The 17812-nt window shown below is 65.3% G+C and carries 15 protein-coding genes; 6 read left to right on the top strand and 9 right to left on the bottom strand.

Annotation, left to right across the window (positions count from 1 at the left end; genetic code table 11):
• Positions 1-17 precede the first annotated feature (17 nt).
• Positions 18-1151: a phospholipase A gene (locus tag DYQ94_RS01955; RefSeq protein ID WP_126965551.1), complete on the top strand. Its 1134-nt coding sequence runs from the start codon at positions 18-20 to the stop codon at positions 1149-1151.
• A gap of 338 nt (positions 1152-1489) precedes the next feature.
• Here the strand turns inward: DYQ94_RS01955 and DYQ94_RS01950 are convergent, their stop codons facing one another.
• The 3 genes from DYQ94_RS01950 to DYQ94_RS01940 form a co-directional block, all read right to left on the bottom strand.
• Positions 1490-2128, bottom strand: a complete 639-nt coding sequence (locus tag DYQ94_RS01950) for a carbonic anhydrase (RefSeq protein WP_180969661.1) — start codon at positions 2126-2128, stop codon at positions 1490-1492.
• Between the two features lie 188 nt (positions 2129-2316).
• Positions 2317-2952 carry a glutathione S-transferase family protein gene (locus DYQ94_RS01945; protein ID WP_126965550.1) on the bottom strand — a complete coding sequence of 212 codons (636 nt, stop codon included), beginning with the start codon at positions 2950-2952 and terminating at the stop codon, positions 2317-2319.
• Between the two features lie 261 nt (positions 2953-3213).
• A complete protein-coding gene (locus DYQ94_RS01940) occupies positions 3214-4731 on the bottom strand; it encodes a fumarate hydratase (protein WP_039528185.1) in 1518 nt (505 codons plus the stop codon).
• Positions 4732-4983: 252 nt separating this feature from the next.
• On the opposite strand from DYQ94_RS01940, the gene DYQ94_RS01935 reads away from it, so the two are divergent.
• Positions 4984-6864 carry an ABC transporter ATP-binding protein gene (locus DYQ94_RS01935; RefSeq protein ID WP_054591591.1) on the top strand — a complete coding sequence of 627 codons (1881 nt, stop codon included), beginning with the start codon at positions 4984-4986 and terminating at the stop codon, positions 6862-6864.
• A 201-nt stretch (positions 6865-7065) separates the two neighbouring features.
• Positions 7066-7845, top strand: a complete 780-nt coding sequence (locus tag DYQ94_RS01930) for a ferredoxin--NADP reductase (protein WP_160954878.1) — start codon at positions 7066-7068, stop codon at positions 7843-7845.
• A 131-nt stretch (positions 7846-7976) separates the two neighbouring features.
• Here DYQ94_RS01930 and DYQ94_RS01925 read toward each other — a convergent pair whose 3' ends face one another.
• Positions 7977-8465, bottom strand: coding sequence for a glutathione peroxidase (locus DYQ94_RS01925; protein WP_160954879.1), 489 nt, complete (start codon positions 8463-8465; stop codon positions 7977-7979).
• A 440-nt stretch (positions 8466-8905) separates the two neighbouring features.
• Here DYQ94_RS01925 and DYQ94_RS01920 point away from each other — a divergent pair, with 440 nt between their 5' ends.
• The gene (locus DYQ94_RS01920; RefSeq protein WP_181097724.1) at positions 8906-11104 is read left to right on the top strand and encodes a M3 family metallopeptidase; all 2199 of its coding nucleotides are present in this window, start codon (positions 8906-8908) and stop codon (positions 11102-11104) included.
• Between the two features lie 97 nt (positions 11105-11201).
• Here DYQ94_RS01920 and DYQ94_RS01915 read toward each other — a convergent pair whose 3' ends face one another.
• From DYQ94_RS01915 to DYQ94_RS01905, 3 genes are all read right to left on the bottom strand, one after another.
• A complete protein-coding gene (locus DYQ94_RS01915) occupies positions 11202-11702 on the bottom strand; it encodes a MarR family winged helix-turn-helix transcriptional regulator (protein ID WP_046342192.1) in 501 nt (166 codons plus the stop codon).
• Positions 11703-11768: 66 nt separating this feature from the next.
• Complete coding sequence (locus DYQ94_RS01910) at positions 11769-12614, bottom strand: PdaC/RsiV family protein (RefSeq protein WP_160954880.1); 846 nt, start codon at positions 12612-12614, stop codon at positions 11769-11771.
• A gap of 48 nt (positions 12615-12662) precedes the next feature.
• Positions 12663-12947 carry a GNAT family N-acetyltransferase gene (locus tag DYQ94_RS01905; protein ID WP_102252307.1) on the bottom strand — a complete coding sequence of 95 codons (285 nt, stop codon included), beginning with the start codon at positions 12945-12947 and terminating at the stop codon, positions 12663-12665.
• A gap of 216 nt (positions 12948-13163) precedes the next feature.
• Between DYQ94_RS01905 and DYQ94_RS01900 the strand changes: the two genes are divergently transcribed.
• The gene (locus DYQ94_RS01900) at positions 13164-13364 is read left to right on the top strand and encodes a hypothetical protein (RefSeq protein WP_046342190.1); all 201 of its coding nucleotides are present in this window, start codon (positions 13164-13166) and stop codon (positions 13362-13364) included.
• A gap of 143 nt (positions 13365-13507) precedes the next feature.
• Here DYQ94_RS01900 and DYQ94_RS01895 read toward each other — a convergent pair whose 3' ends face one another.
• A complete protein-coding gene (locus DYQ94_RS01895) occupies positions 13508-14116 on the bottom strand; it encodes a rhomboid family intramembrane serine protease (protein ID WP_102256128.1) in 609 nt (202 codons plus the stop codon).
• Positions 14117-14123: 7 nt separating this feature from the next.
• The gene (locus DYQ94_RS01890) at positions 14124-15689 is read right to left on the bottom strand and encodes a POT-type proton-dependent oligopeptide transporter (protein ID WP_126965546.1); all 1566 of its coding nucleotides are present in this window, start codon (positions 15687-15689) and stop codon (positions 14124-14126) included.
• A 292-nt stretch (positions 15690-15981) separates the two neighbouring features.
• On the opposite strand from DYQ94_RS01890, the gene DYQ94_RS01885 reads away from it, so the two are divergent.
• On the top strand, positions 15982-17751 hold the full coding sequence (locus DYQ94_RS01885) for a M14 family metallopeptidase (RefSeq protein WP_160954881.1): 1770 nt from the start codon (positions 15982-15984) through the stop codon (positions 17749-17751).
• Positions 17752-17812: the final 61 nt, after the last annotated feature.

Genomic DNA, 17812 nt, shown 5'->3' with positions numbered 1-17812 from the left:
ATTCGGCCAGACTGCCCATGTCCAAGCACCGCACCCGTCCCTTGATGCTGATTGCCCTGGCGGCCGCGCCGCTGGCGCACGCACAGGAAATCGCCCCCACCCCCGCCTCGCCGCAGGCCTGCACTTCCGTCACCTCGGATGCGGCACGGCTTGCCTGCTACGACCAGGCGCTGGGCTATACCCCGCAGCTGACCGCCGAGGCCGATGCCGCCGCGCAGATCGCCAAGCAGAAAGAGTCCAAGCCGCAGGACGAGCGTGCCATCAGCCGCGTCGGCGACTTCTTCCGTGCCGACGGCCAGGATCAGCCCAAGGCCGAGGCGGTCGCCAATGCTGGCCGCGGTTCGTTGCTGGACCGCCGCTGGGAGCTGGCCAAGGACTCCAAGCTGGGCACCTTCCAGTTGCGCGGCTACAAGCCGGTCTACCTGCTGCCGGCATTCTGGACCAGCGACTCCAACCGCGCCCCGCAGTCGCCGAACCCGGCCAACTCGGTGTCCACCCCGCAGCAACTGGACAGCACCGAACTGAAATTCCAGCTCAGCTTCAAGACCAAGGTGGTCGAGGATCTGTTCGGCGACAACGGCGACATCTGGATGGGCTACACCCAGAGCTCGCGCTGGCAGGCCTACAACACCGATGCCTCGCGCCCGTTCCGCGAAACCAATTACGAGCCGGAAGCGATGCTGGTGTTCCGCAACAACTACAGCCTGTTCGGCTGGAAGGGCCGCATGAGCGGCATCAGCATCAACCACATGTCCAACGGCCGCGAAGATCCGCTGTCGCGCTCCTGGAACCGGGTCATCCTCAACATCGGGCTGGATCGCGAGAACTGGGCACTGACGCTGCGCCCGTGGTTCCGCATCAAGGAAGACCGCGCCGACGACAATAATCCCGATATCGAGGATTACATGGGCCGTGGCGACGCCACCCTGGTCTACAACAAGGACGGGCATGAAGTGGCGTTGATTGCGCGGCATTCGCTGCGCGGCGGCGACCGCTCGCATGGCTCGGTGCAGCTGGATTACGGCTTCCCGATCACCAACCTGCTGCGTGGTCACGTGCAGGTGTTCGACGGCTACGGCGAAAGCCTGATCGACTACAACCACAAGGCCACCTACATCGGCCTGGGCGTGTCGTTGCTGGAGTGGTTCTAAGCACATCGCACCGCTGCGCTGAGCAACGTCGAGACCATTGAAAAGCCGGCATGCGCGCATGCCGGCTTTTTTGCGTCCGGGATTGCAGGCCTGGAGCGGTAGACGTGGCAGGCAGTCGTCAGCTCGGCGCGCAGGAATTGCAGCGCATGCCGATTCCGGACATGGCCCACGCCTGCCTGGCGGTGAAAGCAGCAGCTTGATAGCCGCTTCTGGTTCCGCAGCGCTGACGATCACGCTGCCCCGCGCATATATAGGCTGCTCCGCACCCTCCGCACATATAAAAAAGACAGCGCAGGAGATCATCCTGCGCTGTCTTCATGAAACGGCTTTGGCAGCGATCAGACGTCGAAGAAATCGACCTTGCCGTCCTTCAAGGTGTAGTACGCACCGACGACGCGGACATTGCCCGCGCGCAGCGGTTCGAGCAGCGCCGGCTCGGACGCGCCGCGCAGGCGGTCGACGGTGCGCTTGACGTTGGCCTTGACCGAGGCCGCCAGCAGGTCGTCGCCGCCCTTGCTCTTGGCGGTCAGCACGGCCGGGACGATCGGCTCGATCATCGCGCCGATCGCGCCCGGGAAGAATGCGTTCTTTTCCACCACCGACACCGCCGCGGCGACCGCGCCACAGCTCTCGTGGCCCATCACCACCACCAGCGGCACGCCAAGCTGGCTGACCGCGTATTCGATCGAGCCCAATGCCGTGGTGTCGACGGTATTGCCGGCATTGCGGACGATGAACATCTCGCCCAGGCCGCGCCCGAACAGCAGCTCCGGCGGCACGCGCGAATCCGAGCACGACACTAGAATCACGAACGGGGTCTGCCCCAGCGCCAGTTCCAGACGGCGCTTGCTGTCGGAAATGACCTTCTTGGGGCGGTTTTCCACGAAGGCGGCGTTGCCGTCACGCAGCACCTGCAATGCCTGCTCGGCATTGAGATCGGTCTTCTTCGACGGCGCCGCGCCTGCGGCGAACGGCAGTGACGCGGCGGCGGCCGCGATCGGCGCACAACAGGCACATTGCAGCAGTTTTCGACGGGATGCGGAATGCGACATGGACGAGCCCCTGCTCTCTGGTTGTGCCGCGATCGTACACCGCGGCAGGCGCGGCACCACGGCGTGGCTGGACCTTATGTCGACACGATTTCGCAGCCCGCGCCCCCCCGGGTTCAGGTCCAGTCCTTCAGCCCCTCGCGGCGATAGGTTTCCTGAAATGCCGGGCGGGCTTTCATTCGCTGCGCATGCGCCTGCAAGGCCGGCCAGCTATCGCTGGGACGGGGCATGTTGCGCGACCAACGCATCATCATGGTCAACATGAAATCGGCCGCCGACAGGGTCTGCCCGAGCAGATACGGGCCGTTGGCCTGCAGGTGCGTATCGACCCGGGCCCAGGCCGCCTCCAGTCTGGCGCGCGCCTGGGATTGCGCGGCTTCGGCGTGCGCGGCACCGGCCGGCTCGTCCGGATAGAACCAGGCCCGGTACGCCGGCTGCAAGGTGTTGGCGCAGAAGAACATCCACTGGTAGTACGCCGCACGCTCGGGAGTGCCGAGCGGCGGTGCCAGCCCTGCTTGCGGATGCAGGTCGGCCAGATGCAGCACGATCGCGGCCGCCTCGGTCAGCACGTGTCCGTCGAGCACCAGCGTCGGCACCACGCCGGCCGGATTGAGCGCCAGATACTGCGGGGATTTCTGTTCGGCACGTTCGAAATCCAGCGGATGCAGTACGTGCGGTACGTCGAGTTCGATCAGCAGCCAATGCACGACCAGGGCTGCGGTGCTGGGGGTGTGGTACAGCGTGGCGCTCATACGGATTCCTGAGTCGGTTGGTGCAGGCGAGCTTGCGTGGTTCACAGCGATTGTCCTCGCCCTGGTGGATGCCATCGAAGACCCGCGCGAGGGCAGTTGGCCCGCTGCGACGGATTCCGTACATCGTCGCAGCGGTTTCAGCGCGGCGCCACCGCGGCGCTGCACCTGCGCTCGCCGGCCCGGTCGGCGCGGCATTGCCTGGCACTCTGGTTGCACTGCGCGATGCAACAGCCCGCACTGCGGGCGCGCTGGCTGGCGCCCTTATTCCACCACCACCGGAATCTTGCCGATGCGCGATTGCCATTGCCGCGGGCCGGTCTTGTGCACCGATTCGCCGGTGGAATCCACCGCCACGGTGACCGGCATGTCCTTGACCTCGAATTCGTAGATCGCTTCCATGCCCAGGTCTTCGAATGCCAGCACGCGTGCGGCCTTGATCGCCTTGGACACCAGGTACGCCGAGCCGCCGACCGCCATCAGATACACGGCCTTGTTGTCGCGGATCGCCTCGATCGCCGCATCGCCGCGCTCGGACTTGCCGACCATGCCCAGCAGGCCGGTCTGCTCCAGCATCTGGCGGGTGAACTTGTCCATGCGCGTGGCGGTGGTCGGGCCGGCCGGGCCGACCACCTCATCGCGCACCGGGTCGACCGGGCCGACGTAATAGATGAAGCGGTTGGTGAAGTCGACCGGCAAGGTTTCGCCCTTGTTGAGCATGTCGATCATGCGCTTGTGCGCGGCGTCGCGGCCGGTCAGCAGCTTGCCGTTGAGCAGCACCACCTCGCCCGGCTTGAAGCTGGCCACTTCCTCACGGGTGATGGTGTCCAGGTTGACCCGGCGCGCATTGGTCGGGTTGTAGGTGAGCTTGGGCCAGTCTTCCAGCGACGGCGGGTCCAGCATCACCGGGCCGCTGCCGTCCAGGGTGAAGTGCGCATGGCGGGTGGCCGCGCAGTTGGGAATCAGCGCCACCGGCAGGTTCGCCGCATGGGTCGGGTAATCCTTGACCTTGATGTCCAGCACCGTGGTCAGGCCGCCCAGGCCCTGCGCGCCGATGCCGAGCGCGTTGACCTTTTCGTAGAGTTCCAGCCGCAGTTCTTCGGCGCGATTGGACGCACCGCGCGCCTGCAGGTCGACGATGTCGATCGGCTCCATCAGCGCTTCCTTGGCCAGCAGCATGGCCTTTTCGGCAGTGCCGCCGATGCCGATGCCGAGCATGCCCGGCGGGCACCAGCCGGCGCCCATGGTCGGCACGGTCTTGAGCACCCAGTCGACGATGGAGTCGGACGGGTTGAGCATGGCGAACTTGCTCTTGGCCTCCGAACCGCCGCCCTTGGCCGCGACGATCACTTCGACATGGTGGCCAGGCACGATCTTGGTGTTGACCACCGCCGGGGTATTGTCGCGGGTGTTGGTGCGCTTGCCGGCCGGGTCGGCCAGCACGCTGGCGCGCAGCTTGTTGTCGGGGTGGTTGTAGGCGCGGCGCACGCCTTCGTTGACCATGTCTTCCACGCCCATCGTGGCGTCGTCCCAGCGCACCTGCATGCCGATCTCCAGGAACACGGTGACGATGCCGGTGTCCTGGCAGATCGGGCGATGGCCTTCGGCGCACATGCGCGAGTTGATCAGGATCTGCGCGATGGCGTCCTTGGCCGCCGGCGACTCTTCGCGCTCGTAGGCAGCGGACAGGTTCCTGATGTAGTCGACCGGGTGGTAGTAGCTGATGTACTGCAACGCGTCGGCGACGGACTGGATGAGGTCTTCCTGCTTGATCGAGGTCACGGCTGGCTCTACGGCTGGCGGGGGCAATCCGGCCATTTTAGTCGAAACTCCCGGCGTGTCCGGGCGTTGCGTCAATCGAGGCGATTGATCGGGCCTGCGATCGCGCGCGGGGGCTGCCCCGCGGTACGGGCACACTGCAGGCCATCGACCGCATTGCCTTGCACGCGTGCAGTCGGCAGCGCACGCAGTCCGCCGTGGGCGCGGTGCACCTCCAACACCCCGCGCCGACGCGTGGCGCTGCACACTAAGCCGATGTCAGCCTCCCGTTCCGGCGCCCCTGCGCCTGCCGCTCCCCGTACCGGCCCCACCCTGCGCGAGCGCCTGGATGCGCTGCGCAACCTGCCGCCCTTCCTGCGCCAGATCTGGCAGACCAGCCGCTGGCTGAGCGCCAGCAGCATCGGCTTGCGCGTGCTGCGCGCGTTGATGCCGGTGGCCTCGTTGTATATCGGCAAACTGATCATCGACGAGGCCATCCACCTGGTCGGTCAACCGCCGGCCTTCGACTCGCTGACGCAGGCGCTGGGCAGCGGCCGGCTGAACCGGCTGCTGGAATTGCTGGCGCTGGAACTGGCCCTGGCGATCGGCTCGGACCTGCTCGGCCGGCTGGTCGGCTACGCCGATGCCTTGTTGTCGGAGCTGTTCAACAACGCCGCCAGCGTGCGCCTGATGGAGCATGCCGCGCAGCTGGATCTGGAGGACTTCGAAGACCCCGACCGGCAGGACAAGCTGGATCGCGCGCGGCGCCAGACCATGAACCGCATGAACCTGATGAGCCAGCTGTTCGGCCAGGTGCAGGACGCCATCACCGTGGTCAGCCTGGCGGTGGGCCTGGTGGTGTACGCGCCATGGTTGATCCTGCTGCTGGCGATCGCGCTGATCCCGGCCTTCATCGGCGAGGCGCATTTCAATGCGCTGGGCTATTCGCTCAACTTCCAGTGGACACCGGAGCGGCGCCAGCTCGACTACCTGCGCCAGGTCGGCGCGAGCGTCGAGACCGCCAAGGAAGTCAAGATCCTCAACCTGCACCGCTTCCTGATCGCACGCTATCGCCGTCTGGCCGACAAGTTCTTCCAGGCCAACCGCGCACTGGCGCGCAAGCGCGCGTTGTGGGGCGCATTGCTGGCCGCGCTGGGCACGCTGGGCTACTACATGGCCTATGGCTACATCGCCTGGCGCACCGTGCGCGGCGATTTCAGCATCGGCGATCTGACCTTCCTGGCCGGCAGTTTCCTGCGCCTGCGCCAGTTGCTCGAAGGTCTGCTGATCGGGTTCTCGCAGGTCGCCGGCCAGGCCTTGTATCTGGACGATCTGTATTCGTTCTTCAACATCGTGCCGGAGATCCGCTCGCGCCCGAACGCGCTGCCGGTGCCGCGACCGATCCGCCAGGGCTTCGTGTTCGAGGACGTGGGCTTCCGCTACCCGGATGCCGAGCAGTGGACGGTGCGGCATCTGGATTTCGAGCTGCGTGCCGGCGAAGTGCTGGCGCTGGTCGGCGAAAACGGCGCCGGCAAGACCACACTGGTCAAGCTGCTGGCGCGGCTGTACGACCCGGACGAGGGCCGCATCCTGCTCGATGGCCGCGACCTGCGCGACTACGACCTGGACGATGTGCGCGCCAACCTGGGCGTGATCTTTCAGGACTTCGTGCGCTATCACCTGAGCGTGGGCGAGAACATCGGTGTCGGCCAGGTCGATGCGATGGACGATGCGCCACGCATCCGCGCCGCTGCGCAGCGTGCGATGGCCGGCGAGCTGATCGACAGCCTGCCCGATGGCTACGACCAACTGGTCGGGCGCCGCTTCAAGAACAGCGTGGACCTGTCCGGCGGGCAATGGCAGAAGATCGCCATCGCCCGCGCCTACATGCGCGATGCGCAGCTGATGATCCTGGACGAACCCACCGCCGCCCTGGATGCGCGCAGCGAGTTCGAGGTGTTCCAGCGCTTCAAGGAGCTGTCGGACAACCGCACCGCGGTGCTGATCTCGCACCGCTTCTCCAGCGTGCGCATGGCCGACCGCATCCTGGTGCTGGCCGCGGGCCGCATCGAGGCCAACGGCACCCATGCCGAACTGATGGCCCAGGGCGGGCGCTATGCGGAGCTGTTCGAATTGCAGGCGGCGGGGTATCGGTGAGGCCGGGGATTGGGCATTCGGGATTGGGGATTGGTAAGAGCTGCTGGCTCATGCGCGAGCCCGGCGCGTCCGGGACCCAGGATCTGCTCTTGCGAATCCCCAATCCCGACTCCCGAATCCCAGCCGGCCAAATGAGAGCCCCTCTCATTTGGCCTGCTTGAGGTAGAATTGCCGGGTACTCTTCCCACGACACTTACCGGTATGTCTTCCGCTTTCGGCACCGAAACGGTGCTTGAGGTCCGTCACTGGACCGATGCCTACTTCAGCTTCACCACCACCCGCGATGCCGGCTTCCGCTTCGAGAACGGGCAGTTCGTGATGATCGGTCTGGAGACCGAGACGCGGCCGCTGCTGCGCGCTTACTCGATCGCCAGCGCCAACTGGGAAGAACACCTGGAGTTCTTCAGCATCAAGGTGCCGGACGGCCCGCTGACCTCGCGGCTGCAGCACATCCAGCCGGGCGACAAGGTACTGGTCGGCAAGAAGCCCACCGGCACGCTGCTGATCAGCGACCTGCACCCGGGCCGCAACCTGTACCTGCTGGGCACCGGTACCGGTCTGGCGCCGTGGTTGTCGGTGATCAAGGACCCGGAAACCTACGAGCGTTTCGACAAGGTGATCCTGACCCAGGGCGTGCGCTTCGTGCAGGATCTGGCCTATCGCGACTACTTCGAGCGCGAGCTGCCGCAGCACGAATTCCTCGGCGACATCCTGCGCGAGAAGTTGCTGTACTACCCGGCGGTGACGCGTGAGGCGTTCGCCAACCAGGGCCGCCTGACCGAGCTGATGGCCGACGGCCGCATGCAGCAGACGCTCGGGTTGCCGCCGCTGGATCCGACCAACGACCGCTTCATGATCTGCGGCAGCCCGCAGATGCTGGCCGACCTGCGCAGCTTGCTGGATGCGCGTGGCTTCCAGACCTCGCCACGCATCGGCACGCCGGGGCATTACGTGTTCGAGCGCGCCTTCGTCGAGAAGTGATGCGGCGCGCGCGAAACGCCCGCGCGATGCGGCGTTTACGCAGACCGCGACGCCGGCATGCACTATCGTAGGAGCGCACCCGGGCGCGACGAAGCGTTCCCGGGAATGCCTCGTCGCGCCCAGGTGCGCTCCTACGATTCAACTAGCGCGCGCTCGATGTCCGCAGCCAGCGCGTCCGGTTTGGTGGTCGGGGCGTAACGCTCCAGCACCGCGCCATCGCGGCCGATCAGGAACTTGGTGAAATTCCACTTGATCGCCTCCGATCCCAGCACGCCGCGCTGTTCGCGCTTGAGCCATTGCCACAGCGGATGCGCGCCGCTGCCATTGACTTCGACCTTCTCGGCCAGCGGAAAATCCACCGCGTAATCGAGCGAGCAGAACTGGCGGATCTGCGCGGCATCGCCCGGCTCCTGATGACCGAACTGATCGCAGGGAAACCCGATCACCACCAGACCACGCTCGCGATAGCGCTGCCACAGCGCCTGCAGGCCTGCGTACTGCGGAGTAAATCCGCATTTCGAAGCGACATTGACCACCAGCACCACCTTGCCGGCGTAATCGCGCATCGAGCGGGGCCGGCCTTCCAGGTCGGTGAATGCGAACGTGGAGATATCGCTCATGGCTGCCCTGAAGTATGCGAGGTGGGCAGCGTAACCCAGCAGCCGGCAGCGTCGCATCGCGGTCGCCGAGCGCGTCATCCGGAAGAGGCGTTTTTCAACGCATGCGTCGCCGCAGCCATCTGACCCTTCCCGCTGGTTCCGACCGTTGCCGGCCGCTACCACGGCGCGCTACCGGCCAGCATCCGTCAGGCGGACTGATCGAGACATCGCTGCCCGCCGAGCAGCCGGAATGCAGCCGGGTGGAACACGCCGCACCGTAGACAGGCAGCGCCCGCCCGGCGGCGGCATGCGCATGGTGTCATCGGTCGTGTGCACACAAGACCAGCAACGCTCGTGCCCGCCTGATGGCATCGTAATGACCGTGCAGCCATGCCTTTTGTCACACGCCTGTCCGGCCCGGCTGGGGTAGCCTCGGCGGTTCGCACTTTGGAGCCATCCTCTTGACCACCCGTCTCGCCTTTGCCCTGGCCGCCTCCCTGGGACTTGCCATGCCGTCCTACAGCATCGCCGCACCCGCCACCACGCAGGCCGCCACCCAAGCCAACCCCTTCTTTGCCGACAGCACGCTGCCGCTGCACTACCCGCAGTTCGACAAGATCAAGGACAGCGATTTCGCACCCGCTTTCGACGCCGGCATGACCGAGCAGTTGAAGGAAGTGGAAAAGATCGCCAACCAGAAGGCCAAGCCGAGCTTCGACAACACCCTCATCGCGCTGGAAAAAAGCGGCGCCACGCTGGATCGCGCCACCACGGTGTTCTTCAACCTGGTCGGTGCCGACACCAACGACGCGCGCAAGAAACTGCAGGCCGACTATTCGGCGAAGTTCGCCGCGCACCGTGATGCAATCTCGCTCAATGGCAAGCTGTTCGCGCGTATCCAGACCCTGTACGACCAACGCAGCAAGCTGGGCCTGGACGCCCAGGGCGTGCGCCTGGTCGAGAAGTACTACAGCGATTTCGTACGCGACGGCGCCAAGCTCTCCGATGCCGACAAGACCACGCTCAAGGCGATGAATGCCGAGCTGGCCAACCTGGGCACCACCTTCAGCCAGAACGTGCTGGCGGAAGTGAATGCCGCCGCCGTTGTCGTCGATGACGTCAAGCAGCTCGATGGCCTGTCCGAGGAGCAGATTGCCGCTGCCGCCGAAGCCGCCAAGGCGCGCAAGCTCGACGGCAAGTACGTGATCGCGCTGCTCAACACCACCGGCCAGCCGCCGCTGACGCAGCTGAAGAATCGCGAACTACGCAAGAAGATCTACGATGCCTCGGTGTCGCGTGGCAGCCACGGTGGCCAGTACGACAACACCGCACTGGTGGCGCGCATCATGAAGCTGCGTGCCGACAAGGCCAAGCTGCTCGGCTTCCCGACCTACGCTGCCTATTCGCTGGAAAACCAGACCGCCAAGACACCAGAGGCGGTCAACGCGATGCTGGGCAAGCTGGCGCCGGCGGCGGTGGCCAATGCCAAGCGCGAGGCCGCCGATCTGCAGGCGATGATCGACAAGGAGCAGAAGGCCGCGCGCAAGCCGACGTTCAAGCTCGAAGCCTGGGACTGGGCCTACTACAGCGAGAAGGTGCGCCAGGCCAAGTACAACTTCGACGAATCCCAGCTCAAGCCGTACTTCGAGCTGAAGAACGTGCTGGAAAACGGCGTGTTCTATGCGGCCAATCAGGAATACGGCCTGACCTTCAAGCAGCGCACCGACCTGCCGACCTACCGCGACGACATCACGGTCTATGACGTGTTCGACGCCGACGGCAAGCAGCTGGCGATCTTCATCGCCGACATGTATGCACGCGAATCCAAGCGCGGCGGTGCCTGGATGAACTCCTACGTGTCGCAGTCGGCGCTGACCGGTTTCAAGCCGGTGGTCGCCAATCACCTCAACATCCCCAAGCCACCGGCCGGCCAGCCGACGCTGCTGACCTGGGACGAGGTGACCACCATGTTCCATGAGTTCGGCCATGCGCTGCACGGCATGTTCTCGGACGTTAAATACCCGTATTTCTCCGGCACCAGCGTGCCGCGCGACTTCGTCGAGTTCCCCTCGCAGGTCAACGAGATGTGGGCCGACGAGCCGTCGATCCTGAAGAACTACGCCAAGCATTACCAGAACGGCACGCCGATGCCGCAGGCGCTGCTGGACAAGGTGATTGCCGCCTCCAAGTTCAACCAGGGCTTTGCCACCACCGAGTATCTGGGTGCGGCCATGCTCGATCAGAACTGGCACCAGATCAGCGCCAGCCAGGTGCCCGATGCCGCCGGCGTGATGGCATTCGAAGCCAAGGCCCTGCAGCAGGACGGCATCGCCTACGCGCCGGTGCCGCCGCGCTACAAGACCCCGTATTTCAGTCACATCATGGGCGGTTACGCGGCCGGTTATTACGCCTACATCTGGTCGGAAGTGCTCGACGCCAACACCCAGCAGTGGTTCAAGCAGCACGGCGGGCTGAGCCGCGCCAACGGCGATCGCTTCCGTCAGACCCTGCTCTCGCGCGGCGGCAGCGTCGATGCGATGGAACTGTTCCAGAACTTTGCCGGCCATGCGCCGCAGATCGAGCCCCTGCTCGAGAAGCGCGGCCTGAGTGCGCAAGGTGGCGATGGCGCCACGCCGGAAGTGCCGCAGTCCAAGCCGTAATCGCACTGCGTTGAAACCAAGACGCCACCCGGAGCGATCCGGGCGGCGTTTTTGATGGTCGCGATGAAGCGGGCTGCGCGAGCCGCAGCCGCCGCGCTCAGAGCTCGACCGAATCCACGCCCTCGAGCAATTTCCTCAACAGCTTTTCCAGCCGCACCTGCTCGGCATCGCTGATGCTGGAGGTCTCTGCATTGAGCAGCGTGCAGGCGTCGGGAAGCAGGCTGTTGATCAACGCCAGGCCTGCCGGCTGCAAGGTCAGCATGATCTTGCGCCGATCGTCCGGGCTGCTGCCACGCGCGATCAGGCCCTTCTCGCACAACTGATCGGTGAGCCGGGTGATGTTAGCCGGCTTTTCGCTGGCGGCTTCGGCCACTTCGGTGGGCGTGATCGCCTGCTCCGGGGTGCCGTAGAGCATCATCAGAATCTCGTATTCCGGCGGGCTGATGCCGTATGGCTTCAACCGCGCGCACCCCTGCGTATGCAGTCGCTTGTAGAGGTGCTTGATCAGCCGCACCAGAACGGCCGGTTCACGCGGAAACGCCGGATAGCGCACACAGGTGTGGTCCACGCGACTTGCGGTTGGATCGAAACTACTCATATCACCCGTTTGCTTACATTACTGAATGGCCAAGCCATTCAATCACATCATCTGTGGGGTGACACCTCAGCGTGCGAAGAGATGTACATATTCCGGCGCGACCGAGGCCAACACTGTCGAGGCAGCGACCTCGGCCGTTTGCGTCCCATCCGAATACGGCCCGACCTGATACGGCGGAAACACGAACCGAAGCGCGGTGATCTGCCCTGCCGGATTGAGCACCGGTACGAACTGGGCAAAGTTGTCGACCTGCGCGGCAGTGCCTTCGGCAATCATGCGATCGGCAGAGGCCAGCTGCTCGGCCTGTTCTTCGACCGGCACGCGATCGGCCTCCACGCGCTGGCTGGCGGCGTTGTGCAATTGCACGGCCACCTCGCGCCCGATCCTTTCCCAGCCTGCCGGATCCGGAATCAAGGCCTGCGCGGTCAATTGCTTGCGCTCCTTGACCAGCCAGACGAAGCGCGCCACCAACGGCTCGCCATGCGCACCACCGGTATAGCGGCTGCCGTCGGCGGACACGACGATCAGGTCCGGTGTCTGCAACACGGTCTCGAACGCCAGCGACAACTCGTAGGGTGCGGCCGGCTTGTCGTTGCCGAGCCCGGAGACCGCTTCCATGAGCTCGGTACGTGCTGCCTGCGCATAGCTGCGGATCAGTGCGGTCAGCTCGGGAAACGCGTCCAGCCCGCGCGGATAACTGATACCCACCATATAGGCGGGCGCGTGCTCGATCACATCCTCCAGCGGGCCGCTTTGCACCAGCACGGGCTCGGCCGGCGGTGCCGCGGCGGCGGCGGCGTCAGCGGCCGGCTGTGCCGATTCGGCCGTCGTCGGCTCGCGCTGCGTACATCCTGCCAACACGGCCAGCACCAGCAAGCCCCGGACTGCGTTCACTCCTGACAACCGCCCCATTCCCACCTGCTCCCCATCGATACATCTGCAAAGACACGCTGCCGGCGATCAGGCCAGCAGATCCTGAAACTGTTGGTGCCGCCGGATATACGCCTCGGCATAACTGCAGGCAGGTACGACCTTGTAGCCCTGCTGGCGCGCATGCGCCAAGGCAGCCTCCACCAGCACTGCGGCAATGCCGCGTCCACCGATCGCGTCGGGCACATGCGTATGGGTGATGGTCATGCGCTCACCTTCCAGACGGTATGCCAGTTCGGCATGCTGTCCATCGGTGTCTACGCTGAAGCGCTGCTGCGTGGAATCGTGGTCTGCCTGCACTGTCGCTGCCTCCATGGTGGTCTGCACGAGGCAGTGACGATGGCGAGCAGTGTGACCAGCGCGGCGCCGCGCCTGCGTGAAAATGAATCGATGCTGTGACCGCCCGCGCAGCCTGCCGAACTGGCACTTAAGTTCGCTCGCGCCGCGCCGATAGCTGAGCCGAAGGCGCCCGTTGCAAGCTGGGCCGGCGCGATCGCCGATGCCTTCGCCTTATCTACGAGGAGTCACCGCATGCACAACGATTCGGCAGGACACGGCGCAGACAGCGATAGCTCGCTGCTGGAAGGCCTGTTCCAGTTCGCCATCAAGGGCGACACCCACAACCCCGACTTCGCGCAGCTCAACGACACGGTGTACCAGCGCCTGCAGCAGGCCTACGGGTCGGTGCCCACCGGCAGCGTCGCTGGCGACCAGAACCGCGACGCGGCCTGAGCCGGCATCGCACCACTCGCCAGGACCGCTCGCGCACTCGCCGCGATGGTCCTGGTCCGGTCGCCCGACGCGACCTGCCCATCCCGACACCTTTGACCTAACCGCGCGTGCCACCGGTTGCCGGCGGTCGGTTTGCCAACCGGTCAGCCGAAACGCGGATGGGACAGCTGCTCCATGAATACCTGCAGCACGCGCGGCTCCATGATCAGCATGAACATCACGCCGAACGCGGCACCGGCCAGGTGCGCGCTGTGGTTGATGCGATCGCCGCCGCGGCGGTCCATCCACAGGCTGTAGCCGACATAGAACACCGCGTAGATGATCGCCGGCGCCGGAATGAACAGCACCAGGATGATGGTCCACGGCTGCAGCAGGATGAAGGCGAACAACACCGCCGACACCGCGCCGGAGGCGCCCAGGCTGAGATAGTTCGGGTTCTTCTGGTTCTTCAGATAGCTGGGCAGGATCGAGACCACCAGCGCCGCCAGATAGAACAGCGGATAGGTCAGCACGCTGCCGGTCAGCTGGGTCATCACGTTTTCGATCACCCGGCCGAAGAAGAACAGCGTGATCATGTTGAAGACCAGGTGGCCCAGGTCGGCATGGATGAAACCGTAGGTGACCAGGCGGTCGTACTGCTTGTGCTTGTCCAGCGCCGGCGGCCACAGGATCAGGCGGTCGGCCAGCTTGCGGTTGTTGAACGCCATCCACGAGACGATGCCGGTGATGGCGATCAGGATCAGGGTAATCATGCGGACCTCAGGCAGAACGGTAATTGTCGACCATGCGATACCCGCGCGCGTACAGGCCGAAGGCCAGTGCCGCCAGGAACGCGAAGGCCGCGAAGAAGAACATCAAAAATGCCGCTTCGCTGAGCCCAGTATCGGCGATGTGGGAGGTCACCGTGGCGTTGCGCACTGCCACGTTCGACAGCAGCACCCATAGATTGCCCACCGTGGTGGTCAGATACCAGAAGCTCATCACCACGCCCTTCATGGACGGCGGCGCCTGGCTGTAGGCGAACTCGATCCCGGTGGCCGACACCAGCACCTCGCCGAAGGTCAGCAGCGCATAGGGCAGGATCTGCCAGGCAATATGCATCGGCTCGCCGCCGTCCATGCTGATCTGGATGGCACCGACCGCGATCCAGGCCAGGCTGCTGAACGCGATGCCGCAGGTCATGCGGCGCAGCGCGGTGGGCTCCCAGCCGCCACGCCGCAGCAGCGGGTACAGCACCAGATTGTTGAACGGGATCAGCAGCATCACCAGCAGCGGATTGAGCGCCTGCATCTGCGAGGCGGTGAACCAGGCCGGCATCGTCATCTCGCGCCCCTGCAGGACCCAGGTCGAGGCCTTCTGGTCGAACAGTGAAAAGAACGGCGTCACCAGCGCGAAGATCACCAGCACCCGCAGCAGCGCGCGCACGCCTTCGACCGCGGTATCGGGATGGATGCCGCGCGCGCGCTCCAGCTGCCACCAGGTGCCGCCGCCGATGCCGGCCAGCAACAGCACCAGCGCCATGCACAGGCAGATGACGATGCCGAGCTGGTCAACCAGCGCAAAGCAGGCCAGCGCCAGCAGTACCGACAGCACTGCCAGCATCAGCCCCGGACGTCCCTGCCCCGGCGCCTGTGTCAGCAATGCGGTGCGCACCACCGCACCGAAGCCGTGCGGGTCCTTCGGCGGCAATGGCACCCGCACATAGCGCCTGCGGCCCAGCCAGAACACCAGCGTGGCCACGAACATCAGGATGCCGGGAATGCCGAATGCCCACGCCGGGCCCAGATTCTTCAGCGCCAGCGGGATCAACAACGAGGCGAACAACGAGCCGAAGTTGATGATCCAGTAGAAGCCGTCGAACACCACCTTGGCCAGGTGCTTGTTGGACTGGTCGAACTGGTCGCCCATGAACGAGGCCACCAGCGGCTTGATGCCGCCCGCCCCCAGCGCGATCAGGCCCAGCCCGAGGAAGAAGCCGTTGCGGCTGCCTTCGAACAGCGCCAGGCAGGCATGCCCGGCGCAATACACCAGGCTGAACCACAGGATGGTGTTGTATTTGCCGAAGAAGCGATCGGCCAGCCAACCGCCGAGCAACGGGAAGAAAAACACCCCGATCATGAAGCTGTGCAGGATGTGCTTGGCCTCCGCCTCGCGGCCGGGTCCGCTGACCTCCTGCAACAGCAGCGAGGTGATCAGGAACTGCACCAGGATGTTGCGCATCCCGTAGAAGCTGAAACGCTCGCAGGCTTCGTTGCCGATGATGAAGGGTATCTGGCGCGGCAGCCGCGCACCGGCAGTGGGGCCCGGCAAGGTGGAAGTGGTCAAGGGCAGTCCGGTCGAGCAGAAAACACGCGCTATCGTACCGGCGGCCGCCGGTTGGCCGCCATCGCGACCATTGGATAAGGCCCAAGGTGCACCGCTGCATGCATCGAAGTCGGCGCGCTCGTTGCCACCGTTGCGGTGCGCCTGACACGTCCTCCGGCCCAGGCGTGCCAAAAAAACCTGTCGGTACGCCGCAACCACGCCGATCACACGCAAGTCATGACGCAGTGCAGATTGGCCTGCTGCGCCGGCTCGGCTACATTGCAAACGTTTTCCTGGAACACTGGACCGCTGGATGCCCCGCTTCACCCGCCTGGCCCTGAGCCTGTTGCTGCTGACCACCGCCCCTGCCGCACTGGCCGCCGAACCGCTGACCACCCAGGCCGAGCGCAGCGGGTTTGCGCAAACCGGACGCTACGATGAAGTCATCGCGCTCTGCGATGCCTTTGCGCAGCGCTACCCGCAGGCGGTGCGCTGCATCGAGTTCGGTACCACCCCGGAAGGCCGGCCGATGAAGGCGCTGATCGTCTCCACCAGCGGCGCACTGGATGCCGACAGCGCTGCGCAGCGCAAGTTGCCGGTGGTGCTGGTGCAAGGCGGCATCCATGCCGGCGAGATCGACGGCAAGGACGCGGGCTTTCTGGCCTTGCGCGAATTGCTGGACGGCAAAACCGGCAAAGGTGTGCTCGACAAACTGGTCTGGGTGTTCGTGCCGGTGTTCAACGTCGACGGCCACGAGCGCTTCGGCGCCTGGAACCGACCCAATCAACGTGGCCCCGAGCAGATGGGCTGGCGCACCACCGCGCAGAACCTCAATCTCAATCGCGACTACCTCAAGGCCGACGCGCCGGAAATGCAGGCGATGCTGCGGCTGGTGCAGCAGTGGGATCCGTTGATGTACGTGGACCTGCACGTCACCGATGGTGCCAAGTTCGAGCACGACGTATCGGTGCAGGTGGAGCCCGTGCACGCCGGCGATGCCACGCTGCAACGCGACGGCACGCGCTGGCGCGATGCGGTGATTGCCGACCTGTCCAGACAGGGCTCGCTGCCGCTGCCGTATTACCCCTCATTCGTGCACGAGGACGACCCGACCTCGGGCTTTGCCGACGACGTGTCGCCGCCGCGGTTTTCGCATGGCTATTTCCTGTTGCGCAACCGCTTCGGCATGCTGGTGGAAACGCACTCGTGGAAGACCTACCCGGTGCGCGTACGCGTCACCTGCAACGCCATCGTGTCCGTGCTGCAGCAGGCCGCGCGCAACGGCGCCCGCTGGCGCGCCGATGCGCTGGCGGCCGATCAGCGCGCCACCAGGCTGGCCGGCGAGATGGAGCCGTTGAGCTTCGCTGCCGGCCCGGCCGCACGCACCGTGGCCTTCCGTGGTTACGCCTACACGCGGACGCCCTCGCCGATTTCCGGCGCGTTGATGACGCGCTACGACGAGACCAGGCCACAACTCTGGAAGGTGCCGTTACGCGATCAGATCAAGCCGGACGTGGTGGTCGATGCGCCACGCGGCGGCTACCTGGTGCCTGCCGCGCAAGCGGCGCTGGTGGCGGAGAAACTGCGCCTGCACGGCATCGCCTTCGACACCATCGCCACCACTGCCGCCCATCCGGTGCAGAGCTTCCGTGCCGACAAGGCAACGTTTGCCGCGCGTTCCAACGAAGGCCACCAGAACCTGGAGATCACCGGGCAATGGCGCGATGAAACCCGCACCGTGCCGGCCGGCTCCTTGTTCGTTCCGATCGCCCAGGCCAGGTCGCGCCTGGTGATGGCGATGCTGGAACCGCAGGCGCCGGATTCACTGCTGCAATGGGGCCTGTTCAACACCGCATTCGAGCGCAAGGAATACATGGAGGACTACGTCGCCGAAGAGGTCGCGCGCGACATGCTCGAGCGCGACCCGGCAGTGAAGGCGCAATTCGAACAGCGTCTGGCCAGCGATGCGGCCTTCGCGGCCGACCCGAAGGCACGCCTGGAATTCTTCGCGCGCCTGCACGCCTCCTGGGACGAGCGCTACCGCCTGTATCCGGTGCTACGCACGGCACAGACGCAGTTCTGAGCCGGCGCCCGCTTCCGGCAAACACCTGATTCGGCGCGCACGCGCGCCTTTCGAACCCGGG

The organism is Xanthomonas sp. LMG 8993, assembly GCF_009835065.2.
Classification (GTDB): Bacteria; Pseudomonadota; Gammaproteobacteria; order Xanthomonadales; family Xanthomonadaceae; genus Xanthomonas; species Xanthomonas arboricola.
This window is presented reverse-complemented; position numbering and strand designations above follow the sequence as displayed.

Bases quoted from the DNA above. Each gene is read 5' to 3' on its own strand.
- DYQ94_RS01935 (WP_054591591.1), top strand. From the start codon at position 4,984: ATGTCAGCCTCCCGTTCCGGCGCCCCTGCGCCTGCCGCTCCCCGTACC.
- DYQ94_RS01955 (WP_126965551.1), top strand. From the start codon at position 18: ATGTCCAAGCACCGCACCCGTCCCTTGATGCTGATTGCCCTGGCGGCC.
- DYQ94_RS01930 (WP_160954878.1), top strand. From the start codon at position 7,066: ATGTCTTCCGCTTTCGGCACCGAAACGGTGCTTGAGGTCCGTCACTGG.
- DYQ94_RS01945 (WP_126965550.1), bottom strand. From the start codon at position 2,952: ATGAGCGCCACGCTGTACCACACCCCCAGCACCGCAGCCCTGGTCGTG.
- DYQ94_RS01905 (WP_102252307.1), bottom strand. From the start codon at position 12,947: ATGGAGGCAGCGACAGTGCAGGCAGACCACGATTCCACGCAGCAGCGC.
- DYQ94_RS01925 (WP_160954879.1), bottom strand. From the start codon at position 8,465: ATGAGCGATATCTCCACGTTCGCATTCACCGACCTGGAAGGCCGGCCC.
- DYQ94_RS01885 (WP_160954881.1), top strand. From the start codon at position 15,982: ATGCCCCGCTTCACCCGCCTGGCCCTGAGCCTGTTGCTGCTGACCACC.
- DYQ94_RS01910 (WP_160954880.1), bottom strand. From the start codon at position 12,614: ATGGGGCGGTTGTCAGGAGTGAACGCAGTCCGGGGCTTGCTGGTGCTG.
- DYQ94_RS01900 (WP_046342190.1), top strand. From the start codon at position 13,164: ATGCACAACGATTCGGCAGGACACGGCGCAGACAGCGATAGCTCGCTG.
- DYQ94_RS01915 (WP_046342192.1), bottom strand. From the start codon at position 11,702: ATGAGTAGTTTCGATCCAACCGCAAGTCGCGTGGACCACACCTGTGTG.
- DYQ94_RS01895 (WP_102256128.1), bottom strand. From the start codon at position 14,116: ATGATTACCCTGATCCTGATCGCCATCACCGGCATCGTCTCGTGGATG.